The organism is Bacillus sp. EKM501B, assembly GCF_011800505.1.
Classification (GTDB): domain Bacteria; phylum Bacillota; class Bacilli; order Bacillales; family Bacillaceae_G; genus Bacillus_A; species Bacillus_A cereus.
On the sequence record NZ_JAALFZ010000002.1, the window covers coordinates 39,608 to 64,846 of the forward strand.

Consider the following 25,239-nt stretch of genomic DNA (forward strand, 5'->3'; position numbering starts at 1 on the left):
TGAACCTCCAATTGCTTACATCTTTATTTTAAAAAAGGGAACACAATGTGTTCCCTAATCTGTATTAGTTGCTACCTTTTACTTGGTTCATTACTTCTTCAGCAAAGTTGTCTTCGCGTTTTTCGATACCTTCACCAACAGCGTAGCGAACGAATCCTTTTAATGTTCCGCCTTTAGACTCAACGAACTGACGAACTTTCATATCAGGGTTTTTAACGAATGCTTGGTCAAGTAAGCAAATCTCTTCGAAGAATTTGCCTAAACGGCCTTCAACCATTTTTGCAACGATTTTCTCAGGCTTGCCTTCGTTTAATGCTTGTTGTGTTAATACTTGACGCTCATGCTCAACTTCTTCAGCTGTTACAGCATCGCGGTCGATGTATTTAGGGTTAACTGCAGCGATGTGCATTGCAACATCTTTAGCAGCAGCTTCATCAGTAGAACCTTCAAGAACTGTTAATACACCAATGCGTCCACCCATGTGTAGGTAAGCGCCGAATGCATCTGCATCAGTTTTTGATACGATTTCGAAACGACGAAGTGTAAGTTTTTCACCAATTTTAGCGATTGCTTCGTTGATGTGCTCTTCAACTTTTTTACCGTTTTCCATTGTTTGAGCCATAGCTTCTTCAACGTTAGCTGGTTTGTTAGTTAATAAGTGAGCAGCTAATTCTTTAATTAGTGTTTGGAAACCTTCGTTTTTCGCAACGAAATCAGTTTCAGAGTTTAATTCTAAGATTAAAGCGTCGTTACCGTTTGTTTCGATGAAAGTTAAACCTTCAGCAGCAATGCGGTCAGCTTTTTTAGCAGCTTTCGCAATACCTTTTTCACGTAAGAAGTCAATTGCCTTCTCCATGTCGCCGTTAGTTTCTGTTAAAGCTTTTTTGCAGTCCATCATACCTGCGCCAGTTTTTTCACGTAATTCTTTTACCATTTGAGCAGTGATTGCCATACTTTTCATCCTCCTAAAATATGTATTTATACCTTTTATAAAGGTGTTTATACCTTAAAAAAGGTGATAAAAGGCCGAACCCCTTATCACCTTTCCAACTTTGTTACGCAGTAACAGTTTCTTCACCTTGTTTTGCTTCAAGGATCGCGTCTGCCATTTTAGATGTAAGAAGTTTTACAGCACGAATTGCATCATCGTTTGCTGGGATAACGTGATCGATTTCGTCTGGATCACAGTTTGTATCAACGATACCGATGATTGGAATGTGTAATTTGCGTGCTTCAGCAACTGCAATACGCTCTTTACGAGGGTCTACTACGAATAATGCACTTGGAAGACCTTTCATATCTTTAATACCGCCTAAGAATTTCTCAAGACGCTCTAACTCTTTTTTAAGTTGAACAACTTCTTTCTTAGGAAGTACTTCGAAAGTACCATCTTCTTGCATTCTTTCGATGTCTTTAAGACGCTTGATACGCTTTTGGATTGTTTGGAAGTTTGTTAAAGTTCCGCCTAACCAACGTTGGTTAACGAAGTACATACCAGCACGAGTTGCTTCTTCTTTAATAGCTTCTTGTGCTTGTTTTTTAGTACCTACGAATAAGATGTCTCCGCCTTCAGCAGCGATGTCGCGCATCGTTCTGTAAGCTTCCTCAACTTTTTTCACAGTTTTTTGTAAGTCGATGATGTAGATACCGTTACGCTCTGTGAAAATGTAACGCTTCATTTTTGGGTTCCAACGACGAGTTTGATGTCCGAAATGAACACCAGCTTCAAGCAATTGCTTCATAGAAATTACTGACATAATATAGTTCCTCCTAAATGGTTTTTGATATCCTCCGTTTACTTCATCTCTAAGCGAAACTACAAACGTAGCACCAACACTTAAATCAGTAAACGTGTGTACTTTGTACTGACACCACTGCTTACTATATCATACTGAAATATTACAATCAAGTCGAAAATGCGAACAATGTAAAACTTTCTTTGTTCATACTCGAATTCTAGTATTACCAACCTTCATTTCTTTTAAGCAAAAAAATAAATACAATTAATAGTTTTCTCAGAAAACACGCTTATGACACTTTTCACAAGCACCATCTATCCATTGCACATAAAAAACTCTCCTCAATCGAGGAGAGTTTTTACAAATTAGTTTGTTTTTAATTTAGCAAGTTCCTGTAGAAACTTGTCGTTTAGCACTTTAATGTATGTTCCTTTCATACCTAAAGAACGAGACTCAATAACACCAGCACTTTCTAATTTACGTAGTGCATTTACGATTACAGAACGAGTAATTCCTACGCGATCAGCAATTTTACTTGCAACAAGTAAACCTTCTGTTCCATTTAATTCTTCGAAGATGTGCTCAATTGCTTCTAACTCACTGTAAGATAATGAGCTGATCGCCATTTGAACAACAGCTTTACTACGTGCTTCCTCTTCGATTTCTTCTGCTTTTTCACGTAAGATTTCCATACCTACAACAGTTGAGCTGTACTCAGCAAGGATTAAATCATCATCTAAGAACTCTTGACCAAGACGAGCTAATACTAATGTACCTAGACGCTCACCGCCACCAACGATTGGTACGATTGTAGTTAAACCTTGACCAAATAATTCTCTGTTTTCTACTGGGAATGCTGTGTAAGCACTGTTCACATCTAAGTTTGAAGATGTTTCTGTAATGTTGAATAAGCTTTGTGTATATTCTTCTGGGAATTGACGTTCTGCAAGCATTTGCTTCATGCGTTCGTTTTCGATTTGTTGGTGAATTGCATAACCTAGTAATTTACCACGACGGCTAACTACGAATACGTTTGCTTCGATTACTTCACACATTGTGTCAGACATTTCTCTAAAGTTTACAGGCTTCCCTGCTGCGCTCTGTAATAACGCATTTAATTTTCTCGTTTTTGCTAATAATTCCATTTCAAAAGTTCCTCCTACATGTTACTCACATATTTTTTCATCACTTGGAAACTAGGGCGAGTCACCTGATGACACTATTACAAAATAAACTGGCTCACATCTTTATTTTTAGCAATTGTTGCTAATTTCTCCTCAACGTATTGAGGTGTTATCGTTATTTTCTCTAACGTAATTTCAGATGCTTCAAACGATAAATCTTCAAGGAGCTTCTCCATAATCGTATGAAGTCTTCTTGCTCCAATATTATCTGTATCCTGATTAACTTGATAAGCAATCTCAGCAATCTTACGAATAGCTTCGTCTGAAAATTCAATTTCTATACCTTCAGTCGCCAATAATGCCATATATTGTTTAATTAACGCATTGTCAGGCTCGATTAGTATTTTAACAAAATCGTCTGTCGATAATTTTGTTAATTCTACTCGAATCGGAAATCTCCCTTGCAATTCCGGAATTAAATCCGACGGTTTAGACATATGGAACGCTCCAGCTGCAACGAATAAAATATAATCCGTTTTTACTGATCCGTATTTTGTCGCAACATTCGACCCTTCTACAATCGGCAAAATGTCACGTTGCACACCTTCACGTGATACATCTACGCTATTCGACTGCTTACCAGCAATTTTGTCAATTTCATCGATAAAAATAATCCCGAGCTGTTCAGCACGATAAACAGCCTCTTGTGTAACTTCATCCATATCAATTAAGCGCTGTGCCTCTTCATTTGTCAAGAGTTTTCTTGCTTCTTTTACAGAAAGTTTACGTTTTTTCGTTTTTTTCGGCATAAAACTTCCTAGCGCATCTTGGAAATTCATTCCCATTTGCTCCATGCCAGTTCCTTGTAACATATCAAACATGGAAGACTGTTGTTCAGTCACTTCAATCGATACAATTTCGTCTTCAAGAAGCCCTGCAGCAAGCTTTCTCTCCACATCTTGACGCTTCTTTTCGATTTCAACATCTTCTTGTGTATCAGACGTTTGATTCGAATTTTGAGTGCCTCCAAAAAGCATCTCTAATGGATTTTTGAATCCAGATTGTTTCTCTGGACTCGGCACTAAAATTTCAACAAGACGTTGATTCGCTTGCTCTTCGGCTTTATCTTGAACTTTCACTACCATTTCTTCTTTTACGATACGAACCGATGTTTCCACTAGGTCACGTACCATCGACTCTACATCTCTACCCACATATCCAACTTCTGTGAATTTTGTAGCCTCAACCTTAATAAAAGGTGCTCCAACGAGTTTCGCCATTCGTCGTGCTACCTCTGTTTTCCCAACACCTGTCGGTCCAATCATTAAGATATTTTTAGGTGCAATTTCGTCACGTAAATTTTCAGCTAATTTACTGCGACGATATCGATTTCTCAACGCTACAGCAACCGCTTTCTTTGCGTCTTTTTGACCGATGATGTATTGATCTAATTTTTCCACAATTTGGCGCGGAGTAAAATGTAAATGCATATAAAATGCCTCCCTTACGATTCTACAATTCTTCAACAATTATGTTGTGATTCGTATAAACACAAATATCGCCAGCAATCTCTAAACTCGCTTTCGCAATTTGCTTCGCTGTTAAGTGTTCACTTGCATATTGCTTTAAAGCACGACCTGCAGAAAGTGCATAATTCCCACCAGATCCAATTGCTAAAATACCATCATCCGGTTCAATTACTTCTCCTGTACCTGAAACAAGGAGCATAGTTGTTTTATCCATGACAATGAGCATTGCTTCTAGCTGACGTAACATTTTATCGCCACGCCATTGTTTGGCCATTTCAACAGCAGCACGCTGCAAGTTGCCATTATACTCTTCTAATTTCCCTTCAAACATTTCAAAAAGAGTAAATGCGTCAGCAACTGATCCTGCGAAACCAGCCAAAACTTTACCTTGGAAAAGTTTACGAACTTTACGAGCTGTATGTTTCATTACAACAGCATTTCCCATTGTCACTTGGCCATCTCCAGCCATTGCACATTCTCCATTATGATGAACTGCAAATATCGTTGTAGCGTGGAAATTTCCCATAGAAAAAACTCCTTTATTTGTTTTTATAGCTTTTAAAGCAATTTATGCCCGCGGGTGATGCTTCATGTAAACAGAACGCAATCTTTCTTTAGAGACATGCGTATAAATTTGTGTCGTCGACAAATTTTCATGGCCTAATAACTCCTGTACAGTACGTAAATCCGCCCCTTCATCTAGCATATGTGTAGCAAATGTATGCCTTAACATATGGGGACTTATCCGCATTGTCAGCGAAGCCTTTTTAATGAGTTCATTTAAAACATAACGAACTCCACGACTTGTTAGCGGTTTACCTTTCGCATTTAAAAATACCATATGAGAGTCCTCGTCAGTCTTATTAACTAACTGTTTTCTCCCATTCTCTATATAAGTAATTAAAGAATCTTGCGCATAGCTTCCGAACGGAATATACCTTTGTTTTTTTCCTTTTCCCATTACTAAAATTGTTCCCACCGCAAAGTCAATATCGGTAAGTTGTAAATTGACACATTCACTCACACGGATCCCAGTCGCATACATCAACTCTAACAAAGCTTGATTCCTTTGACCTAATGGTGTTTCTGTGTCAGAAACTTCAAATAATTCCTCTAACTCTTCAGCATATAAAAACTTTGGGATTGACAATTCTTTTTTGGGGAGTGACGCAAGTGCAAACGGATTATCCTTTCGATAACCTTCACGCATCAAAAAACGATATAAACTTCGTAAGCTTGATACTTTTCTTGCGACAGATTTACGGGCTAACTTCTCATCGTGCAACGTCGTTAAGTACAAACGAACATCCGCGTATGTAACGTCTAAAAAAGAGGATATGCCTTCTCGTTCCATAAATTGCACAAAATGTTCTAAATCATTTTGATAACTTGCAATTGTATATTTTGAATAATTTCTTTCAATTTGTAAATATCCAACGAATAATTGTAACAATTTCTTCACATTCACACAACTCACCTCAATAAAGGCTACTAAATCGTATCACAACTTAGTAGCCTTTGCAAGAAATTTAACTAAATATTTACAAAATTTCGAATCGTTTCTAAAGCGCGTGCTGCGTACGCTTCATTTCGTTCTGCTTTCTTTTTAATCTTCTTCTCTAACGGTGCAAATAGACCGAAGTTCGCATTCATCGGTTGGAAGTTTTTAGCGTTCGTTGCCGTAATGTAATTTGCCATGCTACCCATCGCAGTTACTGGCGGTAATACAACTGGCTCTTCACCTTGCACAAGACGCGCAGCATTAATTCCTGCTAATAATCCTGATGCTGCCGATTCAACATATCCCTCTACTCCAGTCATTTGACCAGCGAAGAATAAATCATCCCGTTGTTTATATTGATATGTTGGACGAAGCAAATTAGGTGAATTAATAAACGTATTACGATGCATTACACCATAACGTACAATCTCTGCATTTTCTAATCCTGGAATTAACTGTAACACTTCTTTTTGCGGTCCCCACTTTAAATGTGTTTGGAAACCTACGATATTGTATAAAGTCCCCGCTGCATCATCTTGACGTAACTGAACAACAGCATATGGCGTTTTCCCTGTTTTTGGATCTTCCAATCCAACAGGTTTCATAGGTCCAAATACTAACGTCTGTCTCCCTCTACTTGCCATAACCTCTACTGGCATACAACCTTCAAAGAAAATTTCTTTTTCAAACTCTTTTAAAGGCACTGTCTCAGCAGCAATTAGAGCCTCATAAAAACGATCAAACTCTTCTTCTGTCATTGGGCAATTTAAATATGCAGCTTCACCTTTGTCATAACGCGATTTTAAATATACTTTATTCATGTCAATGCTGTCTTTTTCTACGATTGGGGCTGCAGCATCATAGAAGTAGAAATAATCTTCTCCTGTTAATTCTTTCAATTTTGCAGAAAGATCAGGAGATGTTAATGGACCTGTAGCAATAATTGTCGGTCCCTCTGGAATATCTGTAATTTCTTCATTCATTACAGTTACATTTGGATGGTTCTTTACGTATTCTGTTACTTTAGCTGCGAACTCATGACGGTCTACAGCTAAAGCGCCTCCAGCTGGTACAGAGCACTCATCCGCCGCACGAATAATTACAGAATCCATTAAGCGCATTTCCTCTTTAATAACTCCAACTGCATTTGTTAAAGTGTTTGCACGAAGTGAGTTACTACATACTAATTCAGCGAATTTATCTGTGTGATGAGCTGGCGTTTGCCTTACCGGTCTCATTTCATATAATCTAACTTGGACACCACGTTTTGCAATTTGATAAGCTGCTTCACTTCCTGCAAGACCTGCGCCAATGACGTTTACTACTTGTGTTGTCATTTATATCACCTTTCCTTTTCTTCCCGAAAAAAATGTGAGCAGTTACGCTCACATTTGTTGTTCTTCTTCATAATCGCACGAAATACATTGTACTTGCACGCCTTTTTTCAACTTTTTCTCTACAAGCATGCCTTCGCACTTCGGACACTTACGACCAATTGGCTTATCCCAAGATACAAAGTCGCATTCCGGATACGTACCGCACCCATAGAAAAGACGTTTCTTTTTATTACTACGGCGTTCAATAATTTGACCCTTATCACACTTTGGACAAGTAACACCGATTTCTTTCACAATCGGCTTTGTATTACGACAATCTGGGAAATTCGAGCAAGCCATAAATTTCCCGTATTTACCCATTTTAAAGACCATTGGGTGATTACATAATTCACAATCTTCCCCAGCTGGTTCATCTTTAATTTCCACTTCACGCATTTCTTTTTCCGCTTTTTCTAAACGCGGTTCAAAACCTACGTAGAAATCATCAACAATTTTTACCCAATTCGCATTTCCTTCTTCTACTTCATCAAGGCTTTGCTCCATATTGGCAGTAAATTCAATGTTAATAATTTCTGGGAAAAACTCTAAAATAAGTTCAATTACTATTTCACCAAGTTCAGTCGGAACGAAGCGTTTATTATCCAAGCCTACATACCCACGCTTTTGAATCGTTTCAAGTGTAGGTACATATGTCGACGGTCTTCCAATTCCAAGTTCTTCAAGTGTTCTTACTAGGCGAGCCTCTGTATAGCGCGGAGGAGGTTGTGTAAAATGTTGCTTTGGTTCTAAATCCTTTGAAAATACAGTTTCCCCTACTTCTAAAGGCGGCAACATCTTATCCTTTTCTTCAGCACCATCATCTTTTGACTCTACATACACTTTCATAAATCCCGGGAACTTTACAACCGATCCACTTGCACGGAACTGAACATTGTTATTAATGAGTCTCGCTGTCACAGTATCCATTATAGCAGACGCCATTTGACTTGCAACAAATCGCTCCCAAATCAATTTATATAATCGAAGTTGATCACGACCTAAGAAACTTTTTAGTTCCTCTGGCTTTCTCATTACCGAAGTAGGACGAATTGCCTCATGCGCATCTTGTGCATTTGACTTTTTCGTTTCTTTCTTCTTTTCTGTTCCTATGTATTCCGTACCATACGCTTCAGTGATGTAAGTACGAGCCTCTGTTTGAGCTGTTTCTGAGATACGTGTTGAATCAGTTCTCATATACGTAATAAGACCTACAGTTCCTTGTTTTCCAAGATCTATCCCTTCATACAATTGCTGTGCAAGCATCATTGTTTTCTTTGCTCGCATGTTTAACTTACGGGCTGCTTCTTGTTGCAAGGAAGATGTTGTAAACGGTAATGCAGGGTTACGTTTTCGCTCTTTGCGCGTTACATTTTCAACTGAAAACGCATTGTCTTTCATCTGTTCAATTATTTCATTCACTTGCGTTTCATTTGTTAATTGAACTTTTTCACCATCTACACCGTAAAAGCTTGCTTCAAATGTGTCTTTTCCTTTTACAAATTCTGTTTTAATTGTCCAGAATTCTTCAGGTTCAAAGTTTTGAATTTCCCTTTCACGCTCGATGATTAAACGAACTGCTACAGATTGTACACGTCCTGCACTTAATCCTTTTTTTACTTTCTTCCATAATAAAGGACTAATATTGTAACCAACAAGACGATCAAGTATACGTCTTGCTTGTTGTGCATCCACTAAATCCATATTAATTGCACGAGGATGTTTAAATGATTCTTTGATCGCATCTTTCGTAATCTCATTAAACACAACCCGACAATCTGATTCAACGTCCACATTTAACGTATTCGCTAAATGCCAAGCAATCGCTTCCCCTTCACGGTCTGGATCGGCCGCGAGATAGACTTTCTTTGCTTTTTTGGCCGCTGATTTTAAATCTTTTAAGACGGGACCTTTACCACGAATGGTAATATACTTCGGGGTGAAGTTGTTCTTTACTTCTATCCCCATTTGACTTTTTGGCAAATCGCGAACATGTCCCATAGACGCGACAACTTTGTATTTTTTCCCTAAATATTTCTCAATGGTCTTCGCCTTAGAAGGCGACTCCACGATTACGAGGTAATCTGACATGCTAGTGCCTCCTTAAGAGGTGGATTCAAGTCTTCATTAATCTTATTGATTTCTCTTGTTTTTGTCAATCAAGAATGAATATACCATACAGTGCCAATCTACCATTTGTCAATAATTGTTTAATAAAAACATAAAAATATAAGGTTAATTTAAAATCTCTTCCAAGATATCTTCTGCATTTCTTACTAGTTTTGCTCCTTGCTGAATAAGATGATTCGTTCCCGATGCCCCCTCTATAAATATAGGTCCAGGAAGCGCAAATACCTCTCTACTTTGCTCTAACGCAAGGTCCGCAGTAATAAGTGTTCCACTTCTCGATTTCGCTTCTACAACTAAAACACCTTTACTTATACCACTAATAATCCGGTTTCTTTTTGGAAAATACCATTTTTTCGGTGCATAGTGCGGCGGATACTCTGTCAATAACAATATATATTCCTTCCACATTTCATATAAAGGTCTATTTTCTTTCGGATACATAAAAGACAATCCATGCCCTAATATCGCAATAGTCGGGCAATGATGCCTTACTGTAATCTCATGAGACATTGTATCTATCCCTTTTGCAAACCCACTGACAATAAGCCACTCTCTTTCTAATAAAGGGTGTAAAATAAACTTCAAACTCTCATGACCATATAATGATGGTTCTCTCGTTCCAACAACTGCTAATTTATTTACTTTATTCAGGAAATCTTTCTCTCCTTTTCCATATAAAACGAAGGGAGGGTCTTGTATTTCACGTAATAATTGCGGATAATTTTCATCCCATATCGTTATATAAAAAATACGATTTTTCTCTAAATAAGATATATATTGCGGAAGATTTGAACTTTGAAGAAATTTTACTAGTTCTGAAGATTTTTTCGAGGATATTCCAGTGTAGTGTTCCATTTGTTTTTCGTTAAAATTATATATGTTCTCTAATTCTGGATCGACATATAGTAGCCTCTCCATCGCTTTCCAATAATCTGCTAGCAAGTAATGAAGATGTAATAATCTCTCTCTTTTCATCTTGATTCTCCTTACCCATAATTTTTATTATGTAAACAGAAAAAGTCTAAAAAGACACCCTCAAGTAAGAAGGTGTCTTTCAACAGATTAATAGTTTTTACAAGTCTCAAATAAACCTTTTTCTTTTAAAACAGAGATTAGCGTTTCTCCCATAACTGCTGGAGTTTCAGCTACTTTAATGCCACAAGCTTCCATTGTTTTAATCTTTTCAGCAGCAGTTCCTTTACCGCCAGAAATGATTGCACCAGCATGGCCCATACGTTTGCCAGCAGGCGCTGTTTGACCACCAATGAAGCCTACAACAGGTTTTGTCATATTAGCTTTTACCCATTCAGCTGCCTCTTCTTCTGCTGTACCGCCGATTTCACCAATCATAATTACAGCATGTGTTTCTTCATCTTCATTAAATGCTTTTAAAGCATCAATAAAGTCTGTACCGTTAACAGGGTCTCCGCCGATACCTACAGCAGTAGATTGGCCAATACCTTCTTGTGTTAACTGATGTACAGCTTCATACGTTAATGTACCAGAGCGAGATACGATACCAACATGACCTTTTTTATGAATATATCCTGGCATAATACCAATCTTACATTCATCCGGTGTGATTACACCTGGGCAGTTTGGTCCAAGTAAACGTGTATGTTTACCCGCCATATATCTCTTTACGTTTACCATATCTAATACAGGAATCCCTTCAGTAATACATACTACTAAATCAATTTCTGCATCAACAGCTTCCATAATTGCATCTGCCGCAAAAGCGGGTGGAACGTATACAACTGAAGCGTTTGCGCCTGTTGCTTTCACTGCATCTTCTACTGTATCAAATACTGGTACACCTTCAATATCAGTGCCGCCCTTACCTGGTGTTACACCACCGACAATTTTTGTACCGTATTCAATCATTTGTTTTGTATGGAATAAACCTTGAGAACCTGTAATACCTTGAACAATAACTTTTGTATCTTTATTAACTAATACGCTCATTTTTCTCCCCCGCTTTCTATTAGCCCACTAGTGAAACAATTTTTTGTGCACCGTCTGCCATAGATTCTGCTGCAACAATATTTAAGCCAGACTCATTTAAAATTTTCTTACCTAGTTCTACGTTTGTACCTTCAAGACGTACAACTAAAGGTAACTCAAGACCTACTTGTTTCGTTGCTTCAATAACACCTTCTGCAATAACATCACACTTCATAATGCCACCAAAAATGTTAACAAAGATACCTTTTACATTTTTGTCAGAAAGGATAATTTTGAATGCTTCTGTAACTTTTTCTGCAGTTGCACCGCCACCAACATCTAAGAAGTTAGCTGGGTCACCGTGGTAATGTTTAATGATATCCATTGTAGCCATCGCTAAACCTGCACCATTAACCATACAACCGATATTTCCATCTAAAGGAATGTAGTTTAAGTCGTATTTTGAAGCTTCAATTTCTTTTGAATCCTCTTCATCAAGATCACGAAGCTCTAAAATGTCTTTATGGCGATATAATGCATTAGAATCAAAGTTTAATTTTGCATCTAATGCCATAACTTTACCTTCACCTGTTGTAACAAGTGGGTTAATCTCAGCGATAGAGCAATCTTTTTCGATAAACGCACGGTATAAGCCCATCATAAACTTCACAGCTTGTCCTACAAGCTCTTTTGGAATATTGATGTTAAATGCGATTCGGCGCGCTTGGAAACCTTGTAAGCCTACTGCTGGATCAATATATTCTTTAAAGATTTTTTCAGGTGTTTTTTCTGCTACTTCTTCAATTTCTGTTCCGCCTTCTTCAGACGCCATTAAAACAACTTGAGAAGTTGCACGATCTAAAACTAGACCTACATAATATTCTTTTTTAATATCGCAACCTTCTTCGATAAGTAAGCGTTTTACTTCCTTACCTTCAGGACCTGTTTGATGTGTCACAAGTGTAGTTCCTAAAATGCTTTCTGCATATGTACGAACTTCATCTAAATTTTTTGCAACTTTTACTCCGCCAGCTTTGCCGCGTCCACCAGCGTGAATTTGTGCTTTCACTACACATACATCTGTTCCTAATTCTTTCGCCGCTTCTACAGCTTCTTCTACTGTAAATGCAACCTTCCCGTTCGGAACGCTAACCCCATAGCTTCTAAGGACTGCCTTACCTTGGTACTCATGGATATTCATGGTCCCATCCTCCCCTGTTTTCCTGTTTTACTCGAAAAGTTTTTTAATGTTTAAAAAACATTACATTGCCATTGTATAAGATGATTGGCACGCTGTCTACAATAAAGTGTCAGAAAACTGAAATCGCTTTATTCTTTTTCGGAAATAGTAATGTTTATATGCCAAAATAAAAAAATAAGCTGTATATTTACAGCTTATTTTTGAATCATATCTTTAATTGGCGCGAATGACTTTCGGTGTTCATCTAATACTCCATGCACTTGAATTGCCTCTAAATGTTGCTTTGTGCCATATCCCATATGTTGCTCAAATCCATATTGAGGATACTTCTCTCCCAGTTCTTTCATCATACGATCTCTCGTTACTTTTGCGATAATGGATGCGGCTGAAATCGAAACACTTTTCGCATCACCTTTAATAATTGATGTTTGTGGAATTGGTGTAGGAAGTTTCATCGCATCAATTAATAAATGTTGGGGTGTACAAGATAAATTCGCAACTGCATCTAACATCGCTTGTTTCGTTGCTTGGTAAATATTAATGTCATCAATAACTTGCGGCGATACAATTCCTACTCCAATTGCAATTGCTTGTACTTTTATTTCATCATAAAAACGCTCACGTTTCGCTTCACTCAACTTTTTCGAATCATTTAACCCTGGAATATAAAAATCCTCAGGAAGAACGACAGCTGCCGTCACAACAGGCCCAGCCAATGGCCCGCGCCCTACTTCATCAATACCCGCGATATATGTGACCCCTTTTTCACGCAAAGCATTTTCATACTTGGACATTTCAAAAAACTTCTCTTTTTCTTTCTGTTCTAACTCTTTTTGTTTATACCACTTCAAAACGAGCTTTTGAACACCTTTTCGATCATCTTTCATTAACAGTTGAAAGCGATCATCTTCTTCATTCATAATTTCTTTCAATACATTTTCTGCTTCTTTTATCGTTATAGTTTGCATTTATACAAGCTCCTTTTTAAACATATCCAAAAAGAAAAGACGCACAAACGCACGTCTTATACTTCTTCTATTTTTTCCACATCTTCTACTTGCTCTGCAAACTCTTCCGGTGTTTCAAACGTCATTTTTCCAAGTTTGCCACCACGAAGCTCACGAAGCACAAGCTCAGATGTCTTATCATAATCAATCATTCCGCCGCCCATTAAGCAGCCTCTATTTTTTCCAATTGCATCGAATAATTCCACAATATCTTCTGGAATCTCATTTAAATTATAGCGTTCTTTCAAGCGTTCTGGATAATGTTTCTCCATAAAACGTAATGCGTAAACAGCTACATCTTGTAAATTTAAAATTGAATCTTTAATTGCACCCGTTGTCGCTAAGCGAAGACCCACTAATTGATCTTCAAATTTAGGCCACAGAATACCTGGTGTATCTAACAATTCCATTTCCTTCCCAACTTTAATCCATTGTTGAGCTGTTGTCACACCTGGACGATCTCCTGTTTTAGCAATATTTTTCTTTGCCAATTTATTAATCAATGTAGATTTACCAACATTTGGTATACCTACAATTAATGCACGAATCGCTCTCGGTCTAATACCTTTTGCAACCATTTTATCAAATTTTTCTTTAACAAGCACTTTACAAGCTGCTGCAATTTCCTTCATACCTTGTCCAGCTTGCGCGTTAATTGAAATTGCCATATGGCCTTTTTCTTTAAAATATGCGATCCATTGTTTTGTTAAACGATCATCTGCCATATCCGCTTTATTTAAAACAACAAGCCTTGGCTTATGTGTAATGATTTCATCAATCATTGGGTTTCGAGATGATAATGGTAATCGAGCATCTACAAGTTCAATTACAACATCAATTAATTTTAATTTCTCCGTTACTTGGCGTCTAGCCTTCGCCATATGCCCTGGAAACCATTGAATTACCATGTTGCCACCTTCTTTTTCATTTATTTCACAATACGTGCGTCTTCTAACGGCCAATATAACATATTAGCTTTACCAATTACTTGATCCATTGAAATCGTACCGATTGAACGGCTATCTTTACTAAAACGACGATTATCACCTAAAACAAATAATTGATCTTTTGGAACGGTTTTCTTGCCTGTCATTTCTTCAAGATTAAAATCATATGTAAGCGGTCCGTCAGCAATTTGCTTTTTCTGCTTGTCTAAATACGGCTCCTCATAAGCCTTTCCGTTAATATACAGTTTATCATTACGATACTCTATTTCATCGCCTGGCAGGCCTATAATGCGCTTAATGTAATCTTTATCTTCTGTTGCTCGAAATACGATAATATCAAAGCGTTTTGGATCTCCAATGTGATAACCAATTTTATTCACAATCATTCGATCACGATCATGTAAAGTAGGTGCCATCGATACCCCGTCTACGAGAATTGGCGCAAAGAAAAACTGTCTAATAACACCAGCTAATACAACAGCAATCAAAATTGCTTTAATCCATTCCCAAAGTGAACTCTTCTCTTTTTTCATGCATTTCCCCTCCACGGTTATGTAAACTGCTCGTATTATACCAAAATTTCATATAGATTGGAAAAAGGGAGCTTGTGCATTTACAAGCTCCCATACATGTCTTATCGAATTTCTTTAATACGTGCTTTTTTACCGCGAAGGTTACGTAAGTAGTATAACTTAGCACGACGTACTTTACCACGGCGAAGTACTTCGATTTTCGCGATTCTTGGCGTGTGAACTGGGAATGTACGCTCAACACCTACACCGTAAGAAATCTTACGAACTGTGAATGTTTCACTGATTCCGCCACCACGACGTTTAATTACAACACCTTCGAAAAGCTGAATTCTTTCACGAGTTCCCTCAACAACTTTTACGTGTACACGTAAAGTGTCACCAGGACGGAATGAAGGAAGGTCAGTTTTTAATTGGCCTTTTGTAATTTCTGCGATTAATTGTTGCATATTAAATTCTCTCCTTTAAACAGATGCTCTTATAAAGTCTTAATAAATTACAGCGGAACATCGTTAATACGGCTACTGATTTCAGTAGCACAAATGTTATAATAGCATATTACTAGGCCTGTTGCAATAGCAAATATATGAAGTTATTACTGCTCTCGCTTTATTTCCTCAAGCCATTTTTTCTCTTGTTTAGATAGCTCTCTCTCATCTAATAAATCAGGTCTACGCGTATACGTTCGGCGCAAAGATTCCTTATGTCGCCATTCATCAATGTTTTTATGATTCCCTGACATTAATACATCCGGTACCTTCATACCACGAAAATCAGCTGGACGTGTATAATGAGGATGCTCTAATAAACCTGTACTAAACGAATCCTCTACTTGTGAAGCATGATTTCCTAGCACACCTGGCAAGAGACGTACCACACTATCAGTAATAACCATAGAGGCTAATTCTCCGCCCGTTAATACATAGTCACCAATAGAAATCTCATCCGTTACGAGATGCTCACGAATTCGTTCGTCATATCCTTCATAATGCCCACATACGAAGATTAAATGTTCTTCCCCTGCAAGCTCTTCCGCTTTCTTCTGCGTAAATCTTTCGCCCTGCGGACACATTAAGACAACTCTCGGCTTACGCTCTGTCTCTTTCGTCAAATCCTCTACAGCATCAAAAATAGGCTGAGGAGTAAGCACCATACCAGCTCCTCCGCCGTAAGGATAATCGTCTACGCTATTATGCTTACTTGTTGTATAATCACGAAAGTTAACAACACGAAGGTTTACCGCTTCTTTTTCTTGCGCCTTCTTTAATATAGAAGATCCAAATACACCGGTAAACATGTCTGGGAACAACGTTAAAATATCAATTTTCATTATAGCAGCCCTTCCATTACATGAATGGTTACTAATTTATTTTCAATATTAACTTGAAGTACAACATCATCGATATAAGGAATTAAGAGATCTTGACCCTTCGGGCGTTTAATTACCCAAACATCATTTGCACCAGGAGATAGAATCTCTTTGATTGTCCCTAGCGCTTCTCCTTCTTCCGTTACAACACTGCAACCAATAATTTCATGATAGTAGTATTCACCTTCAGCAAGTTCGCCTAACTGCTCTTCTGGTACTTTTATTAAAGAACCTTTAAACTTCTCTACTTCATCTACATTGTTATATCCTTCAAATGTTAATAAATCGAATGTCTTATGTTGGCGATGAGAAGTTACCTTCACCGGAAGATAGTCTGTGCCTTTCTCATTCGATATGTATAGCGTGTTTCCTACTTTATATCGCTCTTCTGGAAAATCAGTACGAGAAATAACACGGATTTCTCCTCTTACGCCATGAGTATTTACAATTTTCCCTACGTTAAACCATTTTGTCATAAATAGTATGTCACCCCTGGTTTCTATATAAATTAAGCATCTCCATTTCGCAGATGGAACATGCAATCTCTATTTAAATGTTAAAAAAGGGAGAGGAATAACTCCTCGCCCTTTTTACGTTTATTGAATTTCCAGTGTTACTTTTTCATCATTATGATGTCCCACTGAATACAAGAGCATTCGAATCGCTTTCGCAACTCTCCCTTGCTTTCCAATGACTTTTCCAACATCCTCAGGATGTACAGTTAATCGATACTTTATCTCTCCGTTGCAAAGTTCCTGTGTAACTTTTACATCTTCAGGATAATCGACAAGAGGCTTGACAATCGTCTCGACTAACTTCTTCATAGTCATTGCCTCAATTACTTACCTTGTTTAGATAAGTGGAATTTCTCCATGATACCTTGGTTAGAGAATAAGTTACGAACTGTATCAGATGGTTTAGCACCATTTCCTAACCATTTTAATGCTGCTTCTTCGTTGATCTTAACTTCAGCTGGTTGAGCAACTGGATTGTAAGTTCCGATTTCCTCAATGAAACGTCCGTCACGAGGAGAACGAGAATCTGCAACAACTACACGATAGAAAGGAGTTTTTTTAGCTCCCATACGTTTTAAACGAATTTTAACTGCCATTTATAAAGCACCTCCGAATTTATTTCACACAGATAATTATATTAGCAAAAAGACTATTGCTTTGTAAAGTATTTTTTCTTAACAGAGCCATCTTTTTTTCCTTACATGAATGGAAACTTCAATCCACCTAGTCCTTTTTTCTTACCTTTTTGCATTCCCGTCATCGTCTTCATCATTTTTTTCATGTCATCGAATTGCTTAATTAGACGATTGATTTCTTGTACAGTTGTACCGCTACCTTTGGCAATGCGCTTTTTGCGACTAGCATTGATTATTTCCGGTTGTTCTCGTTCTAATTTAGTCATAGAACGAATAATTGCCTCAATATGCCCAATTTGTTTTTCATCAACTTGCGCATTTTTCAGCCCTTTAATTTTATTTGCACCAGGAAGCATTCCTAACAATTCATCAAGCGGCCCAAGTTGGCGCACTTGTCCAAGTTGTTCTAGGAAATCGTCAAGCGTAAACGAAAGCGTACGCATTTTTTGCTCAAGTTCTTTTGCTTTCTCTTCATCAACTGTAGCTTGCGCTTTTTCAATTAACGTTAAGACATCGCCCATCCCTAAAATACGGGATGCCATACGCTCTGGATGGAACGCTTCAATTGCATCTAGTTTTTCACCCATACCAGCAAATTTAATCGGCGTGTTTGTTACAGCCTTAATAGATAATGCAGCACCACCGCGCGTATCACCATCTAATTTCGTTAATACAACACCTGTTAAACCTAACTGTTCATGGAAACTTTGTGCAACATTTACCGCGTCTTGCCCCGTCATCGCATCGACAACAAGGAAAATTTCATCCGGTTTCGCAACTTCTTTCACTTTCGCTAATTCATCCATTAATTCTTCATCAATATGCAGGCGACCCGCTGTATCGATTAAAACATAATCGTGATGATCTTCTTTTGCTTTTGCAATCGCTTGTTTCGCAATTTCAACAGGACTTACTTGATCTCCTAAAGAAAATACAGGCATGTCCAATTGCTTCCCTAATGTTTCAAGCTGTTTAATCGCTGCTGGACGGTAAATATCCGCTGCAACAAGCATCGGTTTACGATTATGCTTTTTACGAAGCAAATTCGCAAGCTTACCTGTCGTCGTTGTTTTACCCGCACCTTGCAGACCAACCATCATAATAACAGTCGGTGGCTTATTAGCAACAGCAATTTTGCTTTGCTCTCCGCCCATAAGTTCTGTAAGTTCTTCCTGTACAACTTTAATTACTTGTTGTCCAGGTGTCAAACTTTTCATTACATCTTGTCCGACAGCACGTTCAGACACACGCTTCACAAAATCTTTTACTACTTTAAAGTTAACATCCGCTTCTAAAAGAGCTAGACGAACTTCTCTCATCATTTCTTTCACATCGGCTTCAGAAACTTTTCCTTTGCCGCGGATTTTTTGCATTGTCTGTTGAAGTCGGTCGGCTAATCCTTCAAATGCCATATTGCCGCCCTCCTAATCTAATTTTTCGATAGCTTCAACAACTTGTTTCATTTCTTCATTCACATGCTCTTCTTCGCTGATTAGCTGTTTTAGCTTTGCAACAAGTCGCTGTCGCTCTTGAAACTTTTGAAGTAATACTAATTTTTCTTCATATTCTTCAAGCATCGCTTCAGTCCGTTTAATGTTATCATACACGGCTTGGCGACTTACATCAAATTCTTCCGCAATTTCACCAAGAGATAAATCATCTAGATAATAAAGCGACATATAACTTCTTTGTTTTTGCGTTAACAACGATTGATAAAAATCAAATAAATAGTTCATTCTCGTTGTTTTTTCGAGCATGTTGGATCATCCTTTGTTAAGTGATTTCCCTTTACATGAATTAGTTTACATGTAGTCCAAAAGAGTGTCAAGTTTTTTTCTTAACATCATATATTTTTTATAGAAAAAGAAGCGGAAATACCGCTTCTTTCGCTTATACTTCTTCTGTTTCTACTAAGTTCGCAAATAAACCATACACATATTGTTCTGGATCAAACTGCTGCAAGTCATCCATTTGCTCTCCTAATCCAACAAACTTCACCGGTACATCCATTTCGTTACGAATCGCTAATACAATACCACCTTTAGCAGTTCCATCTAACTTCGTTAAAACAATACCAGTTACATTCGTTGCTTCACGGAATGTTTTCGCTTGGCTTAAACCGTTTTGTCCTGTTGTTGCATCAATAACAAGCAATACTTCATGAGGAGCACCTGGTACTTCACGCTCAATTACACGCTTCACCTTCTCTAACTCTTTCATTAAGTTCACTTTATTTTGCAAGCGTCCTGCTGTGTCACATAGTAATACATCTACCTTACGTGCTTTCGCTGCTTGTACAGCGTCATACATAACCGCCGCTGGATCAGATCCAGATCCTTGTTTAATCACTTCTACACCAACGCGATCGCCCCATACTTCTAATTGTTCAATCGCTCCAGCACGGAATGTGTCTCCTGCCGCCAATAGGACTGACTTACCTTCTGATTTAAACTTATGCGCCAGTTTACCAATTGTCGTCGTTTTTCCTACACCATTAACACCAACAAATAAAACGACCGTTAATTGGTCCTCTTGCATATTAATTTCGTTACTAAAATCGCTGTCACCTTTGTAAATTCCTACTAGTTTTTCTGAAATAACAGCTTGTACTTCTTTTGGATCTTGAATGTTACGACGTTGTACTTCTTCTTTCAATTGGTCAATTAATTCCATTACCGTCGCAACGCCAACGTCTGCACCGATTAAAATTTCTTCTAACTCTTCGAAGAAATCTTCGTCCACTTTACGGTAACGATACACTAAATCATTCACTTTATCCGCAAATGAATTTCTCGTTTTTTCTAATCCTTGTTTAAATTTCTCTGTAACTGTATCCGTTTGTTTTGAAATTTTTTCTTTTAGTTTTTTAAAAAAACTCATACTTTCCCATCCTTCCTATTCACTTGCAATAAGTTCTTCTCCGGCGTCTAAACGAACCGAAACAAGTTTAGATACCCCCGATTCTTGCATTGTTACACCGTACAACACATCAGACTCTTCCATTGTACCTTTTCTATGTGTAATTACAATAAACTGCGTCTCATCACTGAATTTCTTTAAATACTGTGCAAAACGAGCTACATTCGCCTCATCAAGGGCTGCCTCTACCTCATCTAGTACACAGAACGGTACTGGGCGTACTTTTAAAATACCAAATAAAAGCGCAATTGCTGTTAAAGCACGCTCTCCACCTGAAAGTAAACCTAAGTTCTGCAGTTTCTTCCCTGGCGGTTGTGCTACAATATCAATACCCGTATTTAGTAAATCCTCTGGATTAGTCATTACTAAATCCGCTCTACCGCCTCCAAATAATTCAGAGAATACCGATTGAAACTCCATTCTAATGCCTTCAAACGTAGTAGAAAAGCGTTTTTTCATTTCTTCATCCATTTCGGTAATAAGCTGGTGCAATGTCGCTTTCGCTTCTTCTAAGTCGTCTCTCTGCTCTAGTAAGAATGTATGACGCTCCGCTACACGTTCATATTCATCAATTGCCCCTAGGTTCACTGTACCTAACTCTTCTATGGATAATTTGATTAATTTTACTTTCTTACGCGCATCTTCTGCAGGCATTGTCATTGTATATTTTAGTTTTGCCGCTTCAAATGAAATCGTATATGTTTCACGTAAATGTTGTAATCTATTTTCCAACTCTACATCCAGTCGATTTATTCTCACTTCTTGATCTTTCAACATTTCAAGAACATATTTATGTTTACCTGTCGTTTCTTTCAAATTGCGCTCTAAATGTTCTACTCTCTCTTGCAACGATACACGTTGTTCACGACGAGAGCGAATTAATTCTGAAGTTTGATTACGATCATATGCTTTCTTCTCAATCATATTCGTAATTTGCTCTTCACCACTTGAATTAGATGTCATTTCTTGTTTTAAGAACGCTAAATCCTCTTTCGTTTTTACAAGTGTCGCATCCGTTTCTTCTTTTTCCTTCGTCAATCGTTCAACTTTTTCTTTTTGATTAGATAAGCGTTGTTGCTTTTCAGCTGCCAGCACTTTTAACTCAGTCATTTCTTTTTGAACTTTTTCTTTCGAAGAATGTTGCTCACTTTTTTGTTTTGTTAAAGCTACAATTTTACTATCTAACTTAGTGATTTCAGCTTGAAGATTCGTTAAAACCCCTTCTAACTCCTCTTTACGCCCTTGCATTTTTACTCGATCTTGTAAAAACCCTTCAATCTCTAAATCATAAATAGACAACCGATCATTAATACGATGTTCTTCTAATTCTAAACGATTAATCTCTTCTCTTAATTTCTGCTCATCTACACGATCTGCTTCTACAGTTTGCCTTAGTTCGCGTATTTTCACTTCTTTTTCTTGAATCTCTTGTTTTACTGCTTTAACAAAGTTTTCTAACTTCGTTGTTTTTTCTTCCATATCAGTTAACTTGCGAGTCCACTCTTCCAGTTCACGTTGGCGTCCTAATAAAGAAGATTTCGCTTGCTTTACCGCCCCACCAGTCATAGAACCGCCAGGATTCACTACGTCACCTTCGATTGTTACAATGCGATAACGGTATTGCAGTTGTTTCGCCAACTCATTTGCTCCACGTAAATCTTTCGCAACAATAACAGTACCTAATAAATTTGAAACTACATTTTCATATTTATTGTTGTACTGCACAAGTTCTGCCGCCACACCTACAAACGATGGGTGTTGATTTGCAATGCGTAATTGCTCAAATGATAACGATCTGCTTTTAATAACAGCTTGCGGTAAAAACGTTGCACGTCCATGTTTATTTTGCTTTAGAAATGCAATCGCATTACGAGCATGTTCCTCTGTTTGTACAACAATATGCTGCATCGCTGCACCTAGAGCGATTTCCATTGCAACTTCGTATTCTTTCGGTACCGTTAACAGTTCCGCAACAGCACCCTCGATACCTTGCAACCTATTTTCTCTAGCTTTCAATACTTCACGTACACCTTGATAGAATCCAGAATAATCTTCTTGCATCTCTTCAAGCATTTCTTTTCGAGAACGTGCCTGTTGCACAAATTGATATGCTTGATACAGTTTTGTTTCATTTTCACTATACTGCGTCTTACATTTCCCAAGCGCCGCCTCTGTCTTCTGTATATTTGAGAGAATGCCAGCTACTTTTTCTTTCGCTTGTTCGTAACTTTCTACAAGTTTCGTCTTTTTCGCTGTAATTTCCATACGCATTTCTACATATTTCGCATTCTCTTCATCTAGACGCTCGTTTTTAGACGTTTGCTGTTTCGATTGTTCTTCAATCATAGATAATTCATTACGATGACTAGCTTGTTGATTTAAAAGCTCAATATAGTCACCTTTTAAATTCTCAATCTGTTCCTCTAAATTGTCAGCAAAAGTAGCAAGCAGTTGCTCATTATCATGCAATTTTTGCTCCAACTCTTTTACTTCATTCACAAATTGCATTAAAGATTCTGTACTTGACTCAATCTCACCATCGTAACTTTTAGCTTTCTCAGTTAATTCAACAATTAACTGCTCAAGTTGCGCACAATGCGTCGTAGCATTTTGCTTTCTTTCTTTTAACAACTCACGCTGCCCTTCTAGTTTTTCTAGCTCTTTACTAGAAAGAAGAAGTACTTCTTGCAACGAGTCTACAGACTCGTCTACCGCTTGTAATTGTCCTCGTAATTCCTCAAGCTCTTCTTCACTTTTTTGTAAATTCGTTGACATTTTAGCTTCTTCGTTTTTATTATGCCCAAACTGATTTCGAAGCGCTTCCCATTTCTCATGCAATTCTTCAATTTCATGAACAATAAGCGCAGCTTCTACTTTCTCTAATTCTTCTTTATTCTCAAGATAATCTTTCGCAATAGAAGCTTGTCTTTCTAAAGGTTCTACTTGACTACTTAATTCATGAATTATATCTTGTACACGATTTAAGTTTTCTTGTGTTTCTGCTAGTTTCCCTTCAGCTTTCTTTTTGCGAAGTTTGTATTTTAGTACGCCTGCCGCTTCTTCAAATACACCTCGACGCTCTTCTGACTTACTACTTAAAATCTCTTCCACTTTCCCCTGGCTAATAATTGAAAAAGCTTCTCTTCCCATACCAGAGTCCATAAATAAATCGATAATATCTTTCAATCTACATGATTGTTTATTAATATAAAAATCACTATCACCTGAACGAGATACACGACGTGTTACACACACCTCATTGTATTCAATTGGTAAACGTTGATCTTCATTATTTAAAGTTATTGTTACTTCAGCAACATTAACCGCTCTCCTCGTATCACTGCCTGCAAAAATAATATCCTCCATCTTTGCACCACGTAATGATTTTGCAGATTGTTCACCAAGTACCCAGCGAATTGCATCAGTAATATTACTTTTCCCGCTTCCATTAGGTCCTACTACAGAAGTTACACCTGGGACAAAATCAACAGATACACGCTCAGCAAAAGACTTAAACCCTGCTATTTCTAATCTTTTTAAAAACACGAAAGGCCTTCCTCCTATTCTCCGTCGTTATAAATGTTCTCTATATAAAAACAAGTATTATACGGATTTACCTTCTTTTTCTTTATAAACAAAAAGAAAGTTTCATTCTATGCATAAGGAATCCCCCTCATTCAAAGGGGGATTCCTTATAGTTGTTCTTTTAATTTTTTCAATGCTTCTGCAGCAGCTTGTTGCTCTGCTTCTTTTTTCGACTTACCACTACCAAGACCTAAAGCTACGTTATTTAACGTAACACGTGACACAAATTCTCGATTGTGAGCTGGTCCTTTTTCTTGCAAAATTTGATACTCAACATTGCCACTGCCATCACGCTGAATCAATTCTTGCAACTGACTCTTATAATCCATCACATGAGAAAAAGCACCCTCATTAATTTTCGGATATACAATTTCTTTTAAGAATTCCCAAACTGTTTCTAGCCCTTGATCAAGATAAAGGGCACCAATAAACGCTTCAAAGACATCCGCTAATAAAGCTGGTCGTTCACGTCCACCTGTCATTTCTTCACCTTTTCCTAATAAAACAAGGCTGCCAAATGACAATTCGTTCGCAAAACGAACAAGAGATGGCTCACATACAATAGCTGCACGTAGTTTTGTTAACTCTCCTTCGCTCATTGTCGGATATTTTTGAAACAGATACTGTGATACAGTCAGTTCCAATACTGCATCTCCAAGAAATTCAAGACGCTCATTATCTTCATGCGGTTTTTTTCGATGCTCATTCACATACGATGAATGCGTAAATGCTTGAATCAATAATTTTTCATCTGTAAACGTAATACCTATCTTTTCTTGAAACACTTTAAATGCTTCACGATATTTTGTTTCGTATTTTTTTTCTCTATATTTTCGGTACGGCATAGGTCCCTCCAGATATAAGCCAGAAAGCCCCGCTAAAAAACGGGACTTCACTTAAGCATTATAGATGACTCTCTATGTAAGTCACAGCATCGCCAACAGTAGCAATCTTTTCAGCATCTTCATCAGAAATTTCCATTTCGAATTCATCTTCTAATTGCATTACAAGTTCTACTACATCTAGGGAGTCTGCTCCTAAATCTTCCTTGAAGCTTGCAGCTGGTACTACCTCAGTCTCTTCTACTCCTAAACGATCAACGATGATTTTTGTTACGCGCTCTAAAACATCTGCCATTCCATTCACCTCCCCTCAAATATTATATTAAATATTGACCAAAAAAACTAGGTG

The 25,239-nt window shown here is 37.7% G+C and carries 25 protein-coding genes; all 25 read right to left on the reverse strand.

The features are described 5' to 3' along the window. Positions 1-64 precede the first annotated feature (64 nt). Positions 65-952 carry a translation elongation factor Ts gene (gene tsf / locus HFD78_RS04890; RefSeq protein ID WP_001018578.1) on the reverse strand — a complete coding sequence of 296 codons (888 nt, stop codon included), beginning with the start codon at positions 950-952 and terminating at the stop codon, positions 65-67. A gap of 103 nt (positions 953-1,055) precedes the next feature. After that, positions 1,056-1,757, reverse strand: coding sequence for a 30S ribosomal protein S2 (rpsB, locus tag HFD78_RS04895; protein ID WP_000111485.1), 702 nt, complete (start codon positions 1,755-1,757; stop codon positions 1,056-1,058). Between the two features lie 347 nt (positions 1,758-2,104). Continuing rightward, on the reverse strand, positions 2,105-2,884 hold the full coding sequence (codY, locus tag HFD78_RS04900) for a GTP-sensing pleiotropic transcriptional regulator CodY (protein ID WP_000421290.1): 780 nt from the start codon (positions 2,882-2,884) through the stop codon (positions 2,105-2,107). Between the two features lie 77 nt (positions 2,885-2,961). Beyond that, positions 2,962-4,353, reverse strand: coding sequence for an ATP-dependent protease ATPase subunit HslU (gene hslU / locus HFD78_RS04905; protein ID WP_000550087.1), 1,392 nt, complete (start codon positions 4,351-4,353; stop codon positions 2,962-2,964). Between the two features lie 22 nt (positions 4,354-4,375). Then, on the reverse strand, positions 4,376-4,918 hold the full coding sequence (gene hslV, locus HFD78_RS04910) for an ATP-dependent protease proteolytic subunit HslV (protein WP_000526272.1): 543 nt from the start codon (positions 4,916-4,918) through the stop codon (positions 4,376-4,378). Positions 4,919-4,960: 42 nt separating this feature from the next. Beyond that, positions 4,961-5,860: a tyrosine recombinase XerC gene (gene xerC, locus HFD78_RS04915; RefSeq protein WP_001101241.1), complete on the reverse strand. Its 900-nt coding sequence runs from the start codon at positions 5,858-5,860 to the stop codon at positions 4,961-4,963. A 65-nt stretch (positions 5,861-5,925) separates the two neighbouring features. Continuing rightward, positions 5,926-7,230: an FADH(2)-oxidizing methylenetetrahydrofolate--tRNA-(uracil(54)-C(5))-methyltransferase TrmFO gene (trmFO, locus tag HFD78_RS04920; protein ID WP_000213002.1), complete on the reverse strand. Its 1,305-nt coding sequence runs from the start codon at positions 7,228-7,230 to the stop codon at positions 5,926-5,928. A gap of 48 nt (positions 7,231-7,278) precedes the next feature. Beyond that, positions 7,279-9,357: a type I DNA topoisomerase gene (topA, locus tag HFD78_RS04925; RefSeq protein WP_001286963.1), complete on the reverse strand. Its 2,079-nt coding sequence runs from the start codon at positions 9,355-9,357 to the stop codon at positions 7,279-7,281. Between the two features lie 144 nt (positions 9,358-9,501). Next, positions 9,502-10,371, reverse strand: coding sequence for a DNA-processing protein DprA (dprA, locus tag HFD78_RS04930; RefSeq protein WP_000818039.1), 870 nt, complete (start codon positions 10,369-10,371; stop codon positions 9,502-9,504). Between the two features lie 87 nt (positions 10,372-10,458). Then, the gene (gene sucD, locus HFD78_RS04935; RefSeq protein WP_000115178.1) at positions 10,459-11,361 is read right to left on the reverse strand and encodes a succinate--CoA ligase subunit alpha; all 903 of its coding nucleotides are present in this window, start codon (positions 11,359-11,361) and stop codon (positions 10,459-10,461) included. A 19-nt stretch (positions 11,362-11,380) separates the two neighbouring features. Next, positions 11,381-12,541 carry an ADP-forming succinate--CoA ligase subunit beta gene (sucC, locus tag HFD78_RS04940; protein WP_001020791.1) on the reverse strand — a complete coding sequence of 387 codons (1,161 nt, stop codon included), beginning with the start codon at positions 12,539-12,541 and terminating at the stop codon, positions 11,381-11,383. A 194-nt stretch (positions 12,542-12,735) separates the two neighbouring features. After that, positions 12,736-13,509: a ribonuclease HII gene (locus HFD78_RS04945; RefSeq protein ID WP_001193513.1), complete on the reverse strand. Its 774-nt coding sequence runs from the start codon at positions 13,507-13,509 to the stop codon at positions 12,736-12,738. 56 nt (positions 13,510-13,565) lie between these two features. Next, on the reverse strand, positions 13,566-14,456 hold the full coding sequence (ylqF, locus tag HFD78_RS04950; RefSeq protein ID WP_000236702.1) for a ribosome biogenesis GTPase YlqF: 891 nt from the start codon (positions 14,454-14,456) through the stop codon (positions 13,566-13,568). A 20-nt stretch (positions 14,457-14,476) separates the two neighbouring features. Continuing rightward, positions 14,477-15,028, reverse strand: coding sequence for a signal peptidase I (gene lepB / locus HFD78_RS04955; protein WP_000711851.1), 552 nt, complete (start codon positions 15,026-15,028; stop codon positions 14,477-14,479). Between the two features lie 101 nt (positions 15,029-15,129). Next, complete coding sequence (gene rplS, locus HFD78_RS04960) at positions 15,130-15,474, reverse strand: 50S ribosomal protein L19 (RefSeq protein ID WP_001186516.1); 345 nt, start codon at positions 15,472-15,474, stop codon at positions 15,130-15,132. Between the two features lie 146 nt (positions 15,475-15,620). Continuing rightward, entirely contained in the window at positions 15,621-16,355 is a 735-nt protein-coding gene (gene trmD / locus HFD78_RS04965; RefSeq protein ID WP_000686903.1) for a tRNA (guanosine(37)-N1)-methyltransferase TrmD, read from the reverse strand. Continuing rightward, the gene (rimM, locus tag HFD78_RS04970) at positions 16,355-16,870 is read right to left on the reverse strand and encodes a ribosome maturation factor RimM (RefSeq protein ID WP_000170278.1); all 516 of its coding nucleotides are present in this window, start codon (positions 16,868-16,870) and stop codon (positions 16,355-16,357) included. The genes trmD and rimM overlap by 1 nt, the downstream gene beginning before the upstream one ends. A gap of 120 nt (positions 16,871-16,990) precedes the next feature. Beyond that, the gene (locus HFD78_RS04975) at positions 16,991-17,218 is read right to left on the reverse strand and encodes a KH domain-containing protein (RefSeq protein WP_000737401.1); all 228 of its coding nucleotides are present in this window, start codon (positions 17,216-17,218) and stop codon (positions 16,991-16,993) included. 14 nt (positions 17,219-17,232) lie between these two features. Then, positions 17,233-17,505 (reverse strand): 30S ribosomal protein S16, encoded by a 273-nt coding sequence (gene rpsP, locus HFD78_RS04980; protein WP_000268750.1) that lies wholly within the window; start codon positions 17,503-17,505, stop codon positions 17,233-17,235. A 101-nt stretch (positions 17,506-17,606) separates the two neighbouring features. Beyond that, positions 17,607-18,956 (reverse strand): signal recognition particle protein, encoded by a 1,350-nt coding sequence (gene ffh, locus HFD78_RS04985; protein WP_000863460.1) that lies wholly within the window; start codon positions 18,954-18,956, stop codon positions 17,607-17,609. 12 nt (positions 18,957-18,968) lie between these two features. Beyond that, entirely contained in the window at positions 18,969-19,301 is a 333-nt protein-coding gene (locus HFD78_RS04990) for a putative DNA-binding protein (protein ID WP_000891062.1), read from the reverse strand. A 133-nt stretch (positions 19,302-19,434) separates the two neighbouring features. Continuing rightward, the gene (gene ftsY / locus HFD78_RS04995; protein WP_000007655.1) at positions 19,435-20,424 is read right to left on the reverse strand and encodes a signal recognition particle-docking protein FtsY; all 990 of its coding nucleotides are present in this window, start codon (positions 20,422-20,424) and stop codon (positions 19,435-19,437) included. Between the two features lie 15 nt (positions 20,425-20,439). After that, positions 20,440-24,009, reverse strand: coding sequence for a chromosome segregation protein SMC (smc, locus tag HFD78_RS05000; RefSeq protein WP_000478977.1), 3,570 nt, complete (start codon positions 24,007-24,009; stop codon positions 20,440-20,442). Between the two features lie 146 nt (positions 24,010-24,155). Beyond that, on the reverse strand, positions 24,156-24,893 hold the full coding sequence (gene rncS / locus HFD78_RS05005; protein ID WP_001146875.1) for a ribonuclease III: 738 nt from the start codon (positions 24,891-24,893) through the stop codon (positions 24,156-24,158). 58 nt (positions 24,894-24,951) lie between these two features. Next, complete coding sequence (acpP, locus tag HFD78_RS05010; protein WP_000786062.1) at positions 24,952-25,185, reverse strand: acyl carrier protein; 234 nt, start codon at positions 25,183-25,185, stop codon at positions 24,952-24,954. Between the last annotated feature and the right edge of the window lie 54 nt (positions 25,186-25,239).